Consider the following 14,168-nt stretch of genomic DNA (forward strand, 5'->3'; position numbering starts at 1 on the left):
AACTGCTCGGATGCAACGAATCACCACCACCGGGCGCGTCAACCTCAGTCACCTGTTCTGGCTTCGCAATCTCGCGATCATCGGCCAGCTCGTGACGATCGGGGTCGTACAGACCTATTTCGGCGTGCATCTGCCGTTGCCGGCGATGCTGATGGTCATCGCACTCGAAATCGTTTTCAACGCGCTGACCTGGGTGCGCGTGCTGCGTGCGCGGCCCGAGACCAATTTCGAGCTGCTCGGCCAGCTGTGGGTCGACCTCGGTGCGCTGTCCGCGCTGCTGTTCCTGTCGGGCGGCACGACCAATCCGTTCGTGTCGCTGTACCTGCCTTCGCTTGCGATCGCGGCGGCCGTGCTGCCGTGGCACCTGATGATCTGGCTCGCGGCGTTCGCGGTCGCGTGCTACGCGGCGCTCGGTTTCGATTCGGTGCCGCTCAACATGGACAACCCCGCGAACCTGTTCGACTACTACCGTACCGGGATGTGGGCGAACTTCATGGTCAGCGTCGGGCTGATCGCATGGTTCGTCGCGCGCATGTCGAATGCGCTGCGCCAGCGCGATTCGGCGCTCGGCGAAGCGCAGCAGCGCCTGCTGCGCGATGAGCGGGCGGTCGCGCTCGGTGTGCAGGCCGCCACCGTTGCGCACGAGATGGGCACGCCGCTGTCGACGATCGCGATGCTCGCCGAAGAGCTGCGCGACGCGGCGCGCGCCGATCCGGGGCTGGCCCGCTATGAAGCCGACCTGAAGGTGCTCGAGGAACAGATGACGCTCTGCACATCGGCGCTCGCGCGCCTGCGCATCCGTGCGAGCGCGCCCGCAAGCCGCCAGCCGGTGGACGACTGGCTCGACACGTTCGTCGAGCACTGGCGCCTGCGGCATCCGCACGTGCAGTTCGAACTGCTCGGTGCGCGTCCGGCGGGCGTCGCGCTCGACGATACGGTCGCGGCCGGCCAGATCCTGACGATCCTGCTCGACAACGCCGCGCGCGCGAGCCCGCAGCGCGTGACGCTGGCCGCGAAGGTCGCGCACGCCGGCACGGCCGACGAGATCGAATTCGAGGTATGCGACGACGGGCCCGGCATTCCGGCCGCGCTGCGCGAATCGCTCGGTGCGATGCCGGTCGACAGCACGCAGGGCGGGCACGGCGTCGGCCTGTATCTCGCGTTCAGTGCGGCCGCGCGGCTCGGCGGCGCGATCGAACTGTCCGATGTCGTGCCGCGTGCGGCGGCCGGCAACGGGCGGGCGAGCGGTGCGGCGAATGGTCACGCCGCGGCAGGCTCGGCTCAGCGCGCGGGCCAGCGCGTGACCGAACGGACCCACGGCGCGCCGGACAGCCGCCCGGCCGGCACGAGCGCCGCGCGCGGCACGCGGGCCGTGCTGCGACTGCCGGCGGTGCGCGTCGCGGCGCCGGCCGCCTCAACCAACACGTAGACGGAGAAACCCCATGAGCGAGAACAATTTCCTGGTGATCGACGACAACGAGGTGTTCGCGGGCACGCTCGCGCGCGGCCTCGAGCGCCGCGGTTACGCGGTCCAGCAGGCGCACGACAAGGAGGCGGCGCTCCGGCTCGCCGCGGGCGGCAAGTTCCAGTTCATCACCGTCGACCTGCATCTCGGCGAGGATTCGGGCCTGAGCCTGATCGCGCCGCTGTGCGACCTGCAGCCCGATGCGCGGATTCTGGTGCTGACCGGCTACGCGAGCATCGCGACCGCCGTGCAGGCGGTGAAGGAAGGTGCCGACAACTATCTCGCGAAGCCCGCGAACGTCGAGTCGATCCTGGCCGCGCTGCAGACCAACGCGACCGAAGTGCAGGCCGACGAAGCGCTCGAGAATCCGGTCGTGCTGTCGGTCGACCGGCTCGAGTGGGAGCATATCCAGCGCGTGCTGGCCGAGAACAACAACAACATCTCGGCGACGGCGCGCGCGCTGAACATGCACCGCCGCACGCTGCAGCGCAAGCTCGCGAAGAAGCCGGTGCGGCAGTAAGCGCGGTTTGCGCCCGGCGCGTCATCCGCCGGGCGGCCTCGCGCGTCGCATCGCACGACCATGAAAAAACGGGCGGCCCCGGAAGGGGGCCGCCCGTTTGTCGTCCGGCGCCGCGCGCGTTACAGCACGTAGCGCGACAGGTCTTCGTCCTGCGACACTTCGCCGAGTGCGCGGTCGACATACGTCGCGTCGATCGTCACGCGCTCGCCGGCGTGGTTGCCGGCCGAGAACGACACTTCCTCGAGCAGCTTTTCGATCACCGTGTACAGCCGGCGCGCGCCGATGTTCTCGGTCTTCTCGTTGACCGCGAACGCGATCTCCGCCAGCCGGCGGATGCCGTCGTCGGCGAATTCGAGTTGCACGTCTTCGGTCGCGAGCAGCGCCTGGTACTGCTTGACGAGGCTCGCGTCGGTTGCGTCGAGGATCGCTTCGAAGTCTTCCACCGACAGCGAATCGAGCTCGACGCGGATCGGGAAGCGGCCCTGCAGTTCGGGAATGAGGTCGCTCGGCTTCGCGAGATGGAACGCGCCGCTCGCGATGAACAGGATGTGATCGGTCTTCACCATCCCGTACTTCGTGTTGACCGTCGTGCCTTCGACGAGCGGCAGCAGGTCGCGCTGCACGCCCTGGCGCGACACTTCGCCGCCGCTGCCTTCGTTGTTGCGCGACGTGATCTTGTCGATCTCGTCGAGGAACACGATGCCGTTCTGCTCGACGTTCTGCACGGCCTTCGTCTTCACTTCCTCGTCGTTGAGCATCTTCGCCGCTTCCTCGTCGGTCAGCAGCTTCAGCGCTTCCTTGATCTTCACCTTGCGGCGCTGCTTCTTGCCGCTGCCGAGGTTCGAGAACATCGAGCGGATCTGCTCGGTCATCTCTTCCATCCCCGGCGGCGCCATGATGTCCATGCCGGCCGACGGCTGCTCGAGATCGAGCTCGACTTCCTTGTCGTCGAGCTGGCCTTCGCGCAGGCGCTTGCGGAACGTCTGGCGCGTCGCGTTGTTGTCGTCGTTCGCGTGATCGGCATTGCCGCCGAAGCCCACCGCGCGCGGCTGCGGCAGCAGGATGTCGAGGATGCGGTCTTCCGCCTGGTCGGTCGCCTTGCTGCGCACCTTGCGCATCTCGCTCTCGCGCGTCTGCTTGACCGAGATTTCGATCAGGTCGCGCACGATGCTGTCGACGTCGCGGCCGACGTAGCCGACTTCGGTGAATTTGGTCGCTTCGATCTTGATGAACGGCGCGTCGGCGAGCTTCGCGAGGCGGCGCGCGATTTCGGTCTTGCCGACACCCGTCGGCCCGATCATCAGGATGTTCTTCGGCGTGATTTCCTGGCGCAGCGGCTCGGCGACCTGCTGGCGGCGCCAGCGGTTGCGCAGCGCGACCGCGACGGCCTTCTTCGCCTTTGCCTGGCCGATGATGTGCTTGTCGAGTTCCGAGACGATCTCGGCAGGGGTCATGGTGCTCATGGGGCGGTCCTTACTCGATCGTTTCGATGATGCGGTTGTGGTTCGTGTAGATGCACATGTCGCCGGCGATGCCGAGCGACTTCTCGACGATCTCGCGCGGCGACAGCTCGGTGTTCTCGACGAGCGCGCGGGCCGCGGCCTGCGCGTAGGCGCCGCCCGAGCCGATCGCGCAGATCCCGCCCTCGGGGTCGAGCACGTCGCCGTTGCCGGTGATCACGAGCGTGGTGGTGGCGTCGGCCGTGATCAGCATCGCCTCGAGGCGGCGCAGCATCCGGTCGGTGCGCCAGTCCTTCGCGAGCTCGACGGCCGCACGGGTGAGGTTGCCCTGGTGCTTCTCGAGCTTCGCCTCGAAGCGGTCGAGCAGCGAGAACGCATCGGCCGTGCCGCCCGCGAATCCGACCAGCACCTGGTTGTTGTAGATCCGCCGCACTTTCCGCGCGCCACCCTTCATGACGATGTTGCCGAGGGTTACCTGGCCGTCGCCGCCGAGCGCGACCTTGTCGCCGCGCCGGACCGAAACGATGGTCGTGCCGTGAAATTGCTCCATCTGCGTTCCTTGAGAAAAACGGGGAAGAGTCGGACGGCGCGTGGCGCCGCCGCGTGACTCGCAGTGCGCCGGAAAGCGGCCCGGCGCGCGTCCGTTCCATTTTAGGGCGGGCGGCGGGATATCAAGAGGGGGGAGCCGAAACGGCGGACCGGGAACCGGTGCCGGAAAAACAGAAAGCGCGCGGCAGGCCGCGCGCTTTCGGGAAGCAGCGTGTCTGAGCGGAACGCCGCTCGATCAGTCGCCGAACAGCTTCTGGCGCAGTTCGCGGCGCTCCTGCGCCTCGAGCGACAGCGTGGCGGTCGGACGCGCGAGCAGGCGCGGAATGCCGATCGGCTCGCCGGTTTCCTCGCACCAGCCGTAATCGCCGGAATCGATGCGGGCGAGCGACTGCTGAACCTTCTTGAGGAGCTTGCGTTCGCGATCGCGCGTACGCAGTTCGAGCGCGTGCTCTTCCTCGATCGTCGCGCGATCGGCGGGATCGGGCACGATCACCGTTTCGCGCAGGTTCTCGGTCGTCTGGCCTGCATTCTTGAGGATGTCCGCCTGCAACTGTTCGAGCCGATTTTTGAAGAAGGCGAGCTGATCCTCATTCATGTAATCCTTGTCGCTCATCTTCAGGATTTCGGCTTCGGTCAAGAGTTTCTTCGTCATCTGCTTGCTTCTTCAATGTGCGGCAAATCGACAGATATTGCCTGCACTTTGGGATTACCCGCAACTGCGCTTGCAATCATTTGCGATTTGCCGCCGCGGGGCCGAAAGCCTCTGGAAAACCGGTTCTCAAATACCAGGATTGGCCTGGCGCGGAGTGGCGCGCGCTGCGAACCGGTGTGCTGCGCGGCACATTGCATCGGCCGCGGCCGGGAGGCGGATGGGCGATCCGGCGCGGTTGCGATGCCCGGAAAACTGGTTCAGCAAGAACCGGGCCTGTTTGTTACCGTACTCCAGCGGGCACGTATTGTAACTGAATCGCAAGCGGGCGCCGTATCGGGTCGATCCCCGTCGGCTGCGCCAATATCTAGAAAATATAACGCGCAAATCGCGAAAAAGCGATGACGGCGAAACCCTGCCTGCAAAAGGCGCCCCGCGACCGCCGCAGCCGCCCGCGAGGCGGCCGTGCGGCGGGGGCGCGGCGATGGCCCGCGCGCGTCAGGCGAGGCAGGCGTCGAGGCCGTCGGTGATCAGGTCCTGCGGCAGATCGACGCCGATGAACACCATCTTGTTCGTCTTCTTCTCGGCCGGCAGCCACTTCGCGGCGAGGTCGCTACCCATCATCTGGTGCACGCCCTGGAACACGACCTTGCGGTCGACGCCCTTCATGTACAGCACGCCCTTGTAGCGCAGCATCCGCTCGCCGTAGATCTGCAGGATGCCGCCGAGGAAGTCTTCCAGCTTGTTCGGGTCGAACGGGCGGTCGTTGCGGTACACGAACGACTTGATCTTGTCGTCGTGGTGCGCGTGGTGATGGTGGTGGTGGCCGTGGTCGTGATCGTGCGCGCATTGGCCGTGATCGTGGTCGCAATGGGCGTGATCATGGTCGTGATCGTGGTGGTGGTGCGCGTGATCGTCTTCGGCGAGGAAGTCGGGATCGATCTCGAGCTTCGCGTTCAGGTTGAAGCCGCGCAGGTCGAAGATTTCCTTGATCTCGGCTTCGCCGAAATTCACGACCTTGATCGCGGCCTTCGGGTTCATGTGCATCAGGCGGTGCTTGAGGCCGGCCACCGTCTGGTCGTCGACCAGGTCCGACTTCGTGATGAACAGGCGATCGGCGAAGCCGACCTGGCGCTGCACGACTTCGTGCTCGTCGAGCTGCGCGTTCGCGTGCTTCGCGTCGACCAGCGTGATGACCGCGTCGAGCAGGAAATCGTCGGCGATCTCGCTGTCGATGAAGAAGGTCTGCGCGACGGGGCCCGGGTTCGCGAGGCCGGTGGTCTCGATCACGATACGGTCGAAGTCGAGCTTGCCCTCGCGCTTCTTCGCGGCGAGATCGCCGAGCGTGCGCGCGAGGTCGCCGCGGATCGTGCAGCAGATGCAGCCGTTGCTCATCTGGATGATCTGCTCGTTCGAATCCTGGATCAGGATTTCGTTGTCGATGTTCTCTTCGCCGAACTCGTTCTCGATCACGGCGATCTTCATGCCGTGCTGTTCGTTCAGGATGCGCTTGAGCAGCGTCGTCTTGCCGCTGCCGAGGAAGCCGGTGAGGATGGTGACGGGAGTGGCCATGTCAATCGCCTGTGGTTCGTGAATCGGGGTCAAAACCAGGATGTGCATCGCGCCCCGGGGCTTGACCAGCCGGGGCGCACAACCATCCATTGAAACATATCTGTCAAGCCCTCGCCCGTCGTCCGAACGACAGGCGGGAGCGCGGATGCGCCGGGCGCGGGGCCGCGGGCCGGCTGACGGTTACGCGCGTAGATCGGGGCGATCAGACGATTTGCAACAGCAGGCCCTTCAGATACTCGCCCTCCGGGAACGCGGCGAGCAGCGGGTGATCGACGCCCGCGCCGAGCCGCTTCAGGATGCGCGCGTCGACCTTCGCGTCGGCGGCCGCGCCCGCGACGATCTTCTGGAACAGGTCCATGTCGATCGCGCCCGAGCACGAGTACGTGAACAGCAGGCCGCCCGGACGCAGCAGCTTGAAGCCGCTCAGGTTGATGTCCTTGTATGCGCGCGCCGCGCGATCGACGCTGTCGCGGGTCGGCGCGAACTTCGGCGGATCGAGCACGATCAGGTCGAAACGCTCGCCTTCGTCGACGAGGCGGCGCAGCGTCTTGAATGCATCGGCATCGAGCCAGGTCGCGCGTTCGGCGTCGAAGCCGTTGGCGACGACGTTCTGCTGTGCGAGCGCGAGCGCATCGCCCGACGAGTCGATCGACACGACACGCTTCGCGCCGCCCTTGAGCGCCGCGAGCGAGAAGCCGCCCGTGTAGCAGAAGCAGTTCAGCACGTCGCGGTCGGCCGCGTACTGCGCAACCAGCGCGCGGTTGTCGCGCTGATCGACGTAGAAGCCCGTCTTGTGGCCGTTCGGCACGTCGACGTGATAGCGCACGCCGTTTTCGTTCGCGATCAGCGTCGCGGGCGGCGCGTCGCCGGCGAGCACGCCGGTCGTCTGTTCGAGCCCTTCCTTGTCGCGGATCGACACGTCCGAGCGCTCGTAGACGTTCGGGCAGTCCGTCGCGCCGACGAGCGCCTTCACGATCGCATCCTTCCAGGCCTCGACGCCCGCGGCCATGAACTGGCACACGAGCTGGCCGCGCGGCGTGGCGCCCGCTTCGGCGGTGTCGGCCACGTAGTAGTCGACGATCAGCCCCGGCAGCCCGTCGGCTTCGCCGAACACGAGCCGGACCGCGCCGGTGCCCGACACCATCGTCGTGCGGTGCGCGACCGCGCGCTGCACGCGGCGCTTGAAGAACGCATGGTCGATCGGCTCGTTCTCGTCGAAGCTCCACACGCGCACGCGGATCTGCGACTGCGGGCTGTACGCGCCGCGCGCGAGGAAGCGGCCGTCGTGCGCACGCACGACGACGGTCGCGCCGGGCGCGGGCTTGCCGTCGACGCGGTCGATCGCATTGGCGTAGATCCACGGATGGCGGCGCAGCAGCGATTTTTCCTTGGACGGCTTGAGGGTGACGGTTTGCATGATGAAATCGAAAGGGGCCATGCGCGACGCCGGCCGTGGCCGGCCGCCGCGCGCGGCGGGTCGTACGGGACGCGCGTCAGTCGCGCTTCTTCGCGCGCGGATGCGCGCTGTCGTAAATCTTTGCGAGATGCTGGAAGTCGAGCGACGTATAGATTTGCGTCGCGGCAACGCTCGCGTGGCCGAGCAGTTCCTGCACCGCGCGCAGGTCGCCGCTCGACTGCAGCACGTGGGTGGCGAACGAGTGGCGCAGCACGTGCGGATGGACGTTGGCGGGGATGCCCGCGGTGAGCGCCGCGCGCTTCACGCGCTCGCGTACGACGCCCGGCGACATCCGGTTGCCGCGCACCGACAGGAACAGCGGATGCGGATCGTGCTTCACGAATTCGCCGCGCACCGCGAGCCATGCGTTCAGCGCGTCGATCGCCTTGCGGCCGACCGGCACCTTGCGCTCCTTGTTGCCCTTGCCGCGCACGGTGACTTCGGCTTCGGCGAGATCGAGCCAGCCGGCCGACCGGTAGCCGTCGGCCTGCGTGTACATCACGTCGAGCCCGATCAGCTCGGCGAGGCGCAGCCCCGACGAATAGAACAGCTCGAGGATCGCGTGATCGCGGATGCCTTCGGTCGTGCCGGCAAGCGGAGCGTCCATCAACGCCGATGCGTCGTCGACCGACAGCGCCTTCGGCAAGGTCTTCGCGCGTTTCGGCGCGCGCACCGCGGCGACCGGGTTCGCGGGCATCTCGATGCGCTGCGCGAGCCAGCGGTAGAACGCGCGCCACGCGGACAGCCGGTGCGCGATCGAGCGTGCGGACAGCCCGCCCGCATGCGCGCGCGCGACCGCGCCGCGCATGTCGGCGGCCGTCAGCGTTTCGAGCGGCCGGCCGTTCGCGAGCTTCTTCAGCTCGTCGAGTTCGTGCGTGTAGCCGCGCAGCGTGTGGTCCGACAGCTGCCTGACGTGCTTCAGGTTCGACAGGTAGGCGGCGACCGGATCGTCTGTCATCGCGTGCGGACGGATCAGTGCGGCAGCAGGCGCGTGAGCGCGGCGCTCGCGAGCGTCGCGATCTGCGCGAGGAAGTCGGTGGCCATGCCGTCGTGGAAGCGGCGCGGGTCGGGCGAACCGAGCACGAGCAGGCCGAACGCGGGCGCATCGGCGCCGGCGAGCGGCGCACGCAGTGCGAGCAGCGCGACCGATGCGGCCGAGCCGTCGCCGGCCGGCGGCGCGGCTTCCGCACCTTCCGCCGCATTCGCGGCCGACGCGGCGAGCGCGGGCACGAGCCACTGCGCGGCCTCGAAGCCCGTGTTGGCGCCGCAGTACGGCGTCGACAGCCCGTTCGTGAACAGCCGGACTTCCTCGCCGACCTGGCGCGCGAAGTCGGCCTGCGAGTAGGTGTCGGCGACGTCCCAGACGCGCAGCGCGGTTTGCGGCACGTCGAACACGTCGGCGATGCCGTCGGCGATCGTGCGCGGCAGCGCGTACGGATCGCGTTCCGCGATCACGCGTGCGGTCCAGCGGCTGAACTTCGCCGACAGGCTGTCGTTCTCGTGGCCGTACCGCACGAGTTCGGCGAGGCGGCGCTCGAGATGCTTGTTCTTGTCGCGCAGCATTTCCATTTGCCGCTCCTGCAGCGAGATCGCGGCCTTGCCGTGCGGGTTCGCGAGACGGATCGTCGCGAGCAGCTCGGCGTGCCGCGCGAAGAATTCGGGATTGGCGAGCAGGTAGTCGGCGACTTCGCGATCGTTCATGTGGCGGGAGCGTTCAGTTATCAAGGACGTTGCAGGGTCAGGCGTGCAGGTCGATCTCGCCTTCGAACACGGTGGTGGCGGGGCCGGCCATCATCAGCGCGGCGCGTTCGTCGCGCGCGCCGTCCCAGTCGATCGTCAGCGTGCCGCCGTGCGTGTGCACGGTCACGGGCGAATCGAGCAGGCCGCGCCGGATGCCGGCCGCGACCGCCGCGCATGCACCGGTGCCGCACGCGAGCGTCTCGCCCGCGCCGCGTTCGTACACGCGCAGTTTCACTTCGCTGCGCGACACGATCTGCATGAAGCCGGCGTTCACGCGCTGCGGGAAGCGGGCGTGGCGTTCGATCAGCGGGCCTTCTTCCAGCACCGGATACGCTTCGGTGTCGTCGACGACCTGCACCGCGTGCGGATTGCCCATCGTCACCGTCGAAATCCAGCGCGTCGCGCCGCCGACGTCGAGCGGCCACAGCGTGTCGCGGCCCTCGGTGCGGCCGTCGAGGCCCGCCGCGTCGAACGGCACCTGCGCCGGCGCGAACCCGGGCGCACCCATGTCGACGACGACTTCGCCGTTGTCCTGCATCGTCAGCGTGATCAGGCCCTTCATTACCTGCACGCGCACGCTGCGCTTGTCGGTCAGGCCGCGGTCGCTGACGAATTTCACGAAGCAGCGCGCGCCGTTGCCGCAGTGTTCGACCTCGCCGCCGTCGCAATTGAAGATCCGGTACTTGAAATCCGCGCCGTCGACGGTCGGTTTCTCGACGAGCAGCAACTGGTCGGCGCCGATACCGAAGTGGCGGTTGGCAAGCGCACGCACCTGCGCTTCGGTGAGCGGCGGCAACGCGCGCGAATAGCCGTCGAGCACGACGAAGTCGTTGCCCGCGCCGTGCATCTTGGTGAACGAGAGTTTCACTGGGTCCGGATTTCCATGGCGAACAAGGCGGTCGGCACGACGCGAACGGCCGGCGGCCATGCGGTGCGGCCTCGTCGTTCGTCGTGCTGATCTCAACCGCAAATGATACATGCAGCGGACAGGGGCGTCCCGCGCGGGCGGCCGTTTCGCGTCGCCGGCGGGGAAGGAACGGGCGGTATCTGTCGATCGGTCGACTGGTCGCGTCAGCGGCGAGCGGACAAATTGACGCGGTGTGGCGGGCGTTGTCGCAGCCCAGGCGAGGCGTGGCGATGCGTGCCCGATGTACGGCAAAAGCACAGGGCGACCCGGACGCACGTTTCGTACGGGTCACATTGACAAGGTGATGTCTGACGTTCAGGTTCGACGGCTCCGATGTCGTCCTGGTCAATTACCAGGATGACCACTGAGGTGATTCAAGCGATGACACGCATCTTCAATCCGCCCCATCCAGGCGAAGCGCTGCGCGACGACGTGCTGCCGGCGCTGGGCCTGTCCGTCACCGAGGCCGCCGCGCAGCTCGGCGTGACGCGTGCGGCGCTGTCGCGGATCCTGCACGGCCATGCCAGCATCTCGCCGGAAATGGCATTGCGTCTCGAGGCATGGCTGGGCGAAGACAATGGCGGGCGTGCCGACCTTTGGCTCGCGCAGCAGGTTGCGTTCGATCTCTGGCAGGCGCGCCGAAGGTGGCGAGAGCGCAGGCGCGCGCATGACGGCGCGCCCGCGGGATTCGCCCGACGGGCGTCAGGTCAGTACAGGCTCGGTTCGCCGGCCGGGCGGGTCTTGAAGCGCTTGTGGACCCAATAGTATTGCTCGGGCATCAGCGGGATCTGTTCTTCCAGGAATGCGTTCATCCGCCGTGCGTCGAGATCGTCGTCGCCGGTCGGGTAGTGATCCCACGGCTTGAATACCTTCAGACGATAGCCCTTGTAATTCGGCAGCACCTCGCCGATGAACGGCACGACCTGCGCGCGGCCCGTCTTCGCGAGCCGGCCGACGGCCGTCAGCGTGCAGGCAGGCACGCCGAAGAACGGGACGAACGTCGAATTGCGCAACCCGTAGTCCATGTCGGCGCCGAGCATCACCGGCTTGCGGTCGCGCAGCCAGCGCAGCACGACGCGCGCGCTGTCCGCGCGGCCGACCATCTCCGCGTCGAATCGCCCGCGCGCCTGCTTCGCCGCTTCCTCGAGCACCGCGTTCGAGAACGGCTGGTAGAGCGACCCGCAGCGGCGGTGCAGCGAACGATTCAGCCAGATCGAGCCGGCCTCGATGCCGACGAAATGCAGGCCGAGGAACAGCGTCGGCGGCAGGTCCGGATCGTCGAGATCGACCGCGCTGTCGACCTGGATCAGCTTCGCGAGCTTTTTCTCCGAACCGAACCACTGCACGCTGCGCTCGACGTAGCTGCGGATCGCATGGCGGAAATGCTGCCCGGCGACTTCCTCGCGCCGCGCGTCGCTCCAGTCCGGGAAGCAGAGTTTCAGATTGGTGTGTACGATGCGTTTTCGCCGGCTGGGGATCTTGTAGAGCAGCCAGCCGAGACCATCGCCGAACCGTGCGGTCAGGCCGTACGGCAACAGGGCGAGCAGTTTCAGCAAGCCAATGGCGAGGTGCGTGCCGAGACGACCTAGCATGCGAAACCTCCGTGGAACCGGCTGGCCGGCGCGTTGCGAACAGGTGGGTGAGACAGCGGAAGATGCAGCACGGGCGGCACTCTGTGACAATTCAGGAAAGCCGCTATAATACGGGCTTCGCCGAGTTAACTGACAACTTGCGGGGCGAAGCCGGTTGGCGTCACACACGCTGCCCGGTCCTGGTAATCCGCTAAAGCGTCGCCGCTTCAGGCCCAACGAAGCTGGCTACGTGAAACCAACCGTAACCACACAGGAGCCTGAAAAAAGTGGCAAACGATTATCTCTTCACGTCCGAATCCGTCTCCGAAGGCCATCCGGACAAAGTCGCGGACCAGATCTCGGACGCGATCCTCGACGCCATCCTCGAGCAAGACAAGTATTCCCGTGTCGCGGCGGAAACGCTGTGCAACACGGGTCTCGTCGTGCTGGCCGGTGAAATCACCACGACGGCCAACATCGACTACATCCAGATCGCACGCGACACGATCAAGCGCATCGGCTACGACAACACCGACTACGGCATCGACTACAAGGGTTGCGCGGTGCTCGTCGCGTACGACAAGCAGTCGCCGGACATCGCGCAGGGCGTCGATCGTGCGCACGACGACAACCTCGATCAAGGCGCGGGCGACCAGGGCCTGATGTTCGGTTACGCGTGCGACGAAACGCCGGAACTGATGCCGCTGCCGATCTACCTGTCGCACCGTCTCGTCGAGCGCCAGGCCAGCCTGCGCCGCGACGGCCGCCTGCAATGGCTGCGCCCGGACGCGAAGTCGCAGGTGACGGTCCGCTACGTCGACGGCAAGCCCGATTCGATCGACACCGTCGTGCTGTCGACGCAGCACGCACCGGACATCGAACTGCCGGCGCTGCGCGAAGCCGTGATCGAGGAAATCATCAAGCCGACGCTGCCGGCCGACCTGATCAAGGGCGACATCAAGTTCCTGGTGAACCCGACCGGCCGGTTCGTGATCGGCGGCCCGCAGGGCGACTGCGGCCTGACCGGCCGCAAGATCATCGTCGACACGTACGGCGGTGCCGCACCGCACGGCGGCGGCGCGTTCTCGGGCAAGGATCCGTCGAAGGTCGACCGTTCGGCTGCGTACGCAGGCCGCTACGTCGCGAAGAACATCGTCGCCGCCGGCCTCGCGTCGCGCGCGCTGATCCAGGTGTCGTACGCGATCGGCGTGGCCGAGCCGACCTCGGTGATGGTCAACACGTTCGGCACGGGCCGCGTGTCGGATGCAGTGATCACGAAGCTCGTGCGCGAGCATTTCGACCTGCGTCCGAAGGGCATCATCAAGATGCTCGACCTGCTGCGCCCGATCTACGAAAAGACCGCCGCTTACGGCCACTTCGGCCGCGAAGAGCCGGAATTCTCGTGGGAAGCGACCGACAAGGCGCTCGCACTGGCCGAAGCGGCCGGCGTCGAGCCGACGGCACGCGTCGCGTAAGCGTCGCTCGCCCGACATGAAAAACCCCGGCCTGGCCGGGGTTTTTTTATGGGTGTCGATCGCCGGTGGGTACGGGCACGGCAGCGCGACGGCGATCGTCGCGCGGTGCCCGCCGGCGTGCGCTCAGCGCGCGCCGAACCCGAACCAGCCGTTGCTGGCCGCGAGGCGGCGCGGGCGGTTGATGCGGCGCTGCGGGCCGAGCGTGCGGCGCAGCGCGAGCGCGCGCAGCGACGACGGCTTCTGCAGCAGCGAGCGCAGGCCCGCGCGGCGCGAGAACGCCTGCGCGCTCATCATCAGAAATGCGTGGAACCACGCACGGATGCCGTCCAGCCGGCTGTGTGCGGGCGTACGCTCGGCCAGCGCCTGCGTGCGGGCGCGGTGATGGCGCAGCGAGCGGGCAGGAGCGGGCGGCATGACGCGCTTCGCAGCGCGGCTGAGACGGGAAGTCAGACGGAATGGCATGTGAACGATGCTTCGCTTGTATGGATGGCGCCCTTGGGAGCGCACTGGTATGAACGGCCTCGGATGGCGCAACGGATCTTACCGAAACTCGCTGCGCGCCGCGCCCGCCAGAATTGACAGGGCCGCGACAGGCTACAGGGGAAACATGACCGGCAAAAGTCGCGATAAACCCTTGTGCCGCAACGCGTGTGCCGCATACCGCCTGTCGGTGAGGCCGGCGCCGCGCCGCACAGTTCCCTTGACCCGGATCAAATCCGCGATTGGCATGCCCCTGCGCACGACAATGGCGCTGTTCGCCGAATCCGGCGCCGATTTACAATCGTCACATTCACACAATAAGCA

At 67.0% G+C, this 14,168-nt stretch carries 13 protein-coding genes and 1 pseudogene; 4 read left to right on the forward strand and 10 right to left on the reverse strand.

The features are described from left to right. The first annotated feature begins 10 nt into the window (after positions 1-10). Both HWX08_RS18040 and HWX08_RS18045 read left to right on the forward strand, forming a co-directional pair. A complete protein-coding gene (locus tag HWX08_RS18040; protein ID WP_175807106.1) occupies positions 11-1,429 on the forward strand; it encodes an ATP-binding protein in 1,419 nt (472 codons plus the stop codon). 13 nt (positions 1,430-1,442) lie between these two features. Then, positions 1,443-1,985 carry a response regulator transcription factor gene (locus HWX08_RS18045; RefSeq protein ID WP_021156278.1) on the forward strand — a complete coding sequence of 181 codons (543 nt, stop codon included), beginning with the start codon at positions 1,443-1,445 and terminating at the stop codon, positions 1,983-1,985. Positions 1,986-2,104: 119 nt separating this feature from the next. Here HWX08_RS18045 and hslU read toward each other — a convergent pair whose 3' ends face one another. The 8 genes from hslU to dapF all read right to left on the reverse strand — a co-directional run bounded on the left by hslU (position 2,105) and on the right by dapF (position 10,279). Next, on the reverse strand, positions 2,105-3,448 hold the full coding sequence (hslU, locus tag HWX08_RS18050) for an ATP-dependent protease ATPase subunit HslU (RefSeq protein WP_174923006.1): 1,344 nt from the start codon (positions 3,446-3,448) through the stop codon (positions 2,105-2,107). 10 nt (positions 3,449-3,458) lie between these two features. Next, a complete protein-coding gene (hslV, locus tag HWX08_RS18055) occupies positions 3,459-3,995 on the reverse strand; it encodes an ATP-dependent protease subunit HslV (RefSeq protein WP_006477497.1) in 537 nt (178 codons plus the stop codon). Between the two features lie 234 nt (positions 3,996-4,229). Then, positions 4,230-4,646: an RNA polymerase-binding protein DksA gene (gene dksA, locus HWX08_RS18060; protein ID WP_006477498.1), complete on the reverse strand. Its 417-nt coding sequence runs from the start codon at positions 4,644-4,646 to the stop codon at positions 4,230-4,232. Positions 4,647-5,141: 495 nt separating this feature from the next. After that, the gene (locus HWX08_RS18065; RefSeq protein WP_226244298.1) at positions 5,142-6,215 is read right to left on the reverse strand and encodes a CobW family GTP-binding protein; all 1,074 of its coding nucleotides are present in this window, start codon (positions 6,213-6,215) and stop codon (positions 5,142-5,144) included. Between the two features lie 202 nt (positions 6,216-6,417). Further along, the gene (locus HWX08_RS18070; protein WP_069257834.1) at positions 6,418-7,632 is read right to left on the reverse strand and encodes a class I SAM-dependent rRNA methyltransferase; all 1,215 of its coding nucleotides are present in this window, start codon (positions 7,630-7,632) and stop codon (positions 6,418-6,420) included. Between the two features lie 76 nt (positions 7,633-7,708). Further along, entirely contained in the window at positions 7,709-8,629 is a 921-nt protein-coding gene (gene xerC / locus HWX08_RS18075; RefSeq protein WP_069257833.1) for a tyrosine recombinase XerC, read from the reverse strand. 14 nt (positions 8,630-8,643) lie between these two features. After that, the gene (locus HWX08_RS18080) at positions 8,644-9,372 is read right to left on the reverse strand and encodes a DUF484 family protein (protein WP_069257832.1); all 729 of its coding nucleotides are present in this window, start codon (positions 9,370-9,372) and stop codon (positions 8,644-8,646) included. Between the two features lie 37 nt (positions 9,373-9,409). Beyond that, positions 9,410-10,279 carry a diaminopimelate epimerase gene (gene dapF / locus HWX08_RS18085; RefSeq protein ID WP_069257831.1) on the reverse strand — a complete coding sequence of 290 codons (870 nt, stop codon included), beginning with the start codon at positions 10,277-10,279 and terminating at the stop codon, positions 9,410-9,412. A 420-nt stretch (positions 10,280-10,699) separates the two neighbouring features. Here dapF and HWX08_RS18090 point away from each other — a divergent pair. Next, positions 10,700-10,963 (forward strand): annotated as a pseudogene (locus HWX08_RS18090) (HigA family addiction module antitoxin); the annotation flags it as partial. 62 nt (positions 10,964-11,025) lie between these two features. Here the strand turns inward: HWX08_RS18090 and lpxL are convergent. Next, on the reverse strand, positions 11,026-11,910 hold the full coding sequence (gene lpxL, locus HWX08_RS18095; protein ID WP_069257830.1) for a lauroyl acyltransferase LpxL: 885 nt from the start codon (positions 11,908-11,910) through the stop codon (positions 11,026-11,028). Positions 11,911-12,176: 266 nt separating this feature from the next. Here lpxL and metK point away from each other — a divergent pair, with 266 nt between their 5' ends. Then, on the forward strand, positions 12,177-13,364 hold the full coding sequence (gene metK, locus HWX08_RS18100; protein ID WP_006482984.1) for a methionine adenosyltransferase: 1,188 nt from the start codon (positions 12,177-12,179) through the stop codon (positions 13,362-13,364). A gap of 123 nt (positions 13,365-13,487) precedes the next feature. Here the strand turns inward: metK and HWX08_RS18105 are convergent, their stop codons facing one another. After that, positions 13,488-13,826 (reverse strand): hypothetical protein, encoded by a 339-nt coding sequence (locus HWX08_RS18105; RefSeq protein ID WP_069257829.1) that lies wholly within the window; start codon positions 13,824-13,826, stop codon positions 13,488-13,490. Positions 13,827-14,168: the final 342 nt, after the last annotated feature.

It is taken from the genome of Burkholderia metallica (assembly GCF_902832845.1).
In the GTDB taxonomy this organism is placed as follows: Bacteria; Pseudomonadota; Gammaproteobacteria; order Burkholderiales; family Burkholderiaceae; genus Burkholderia; species Burkholderia metallica.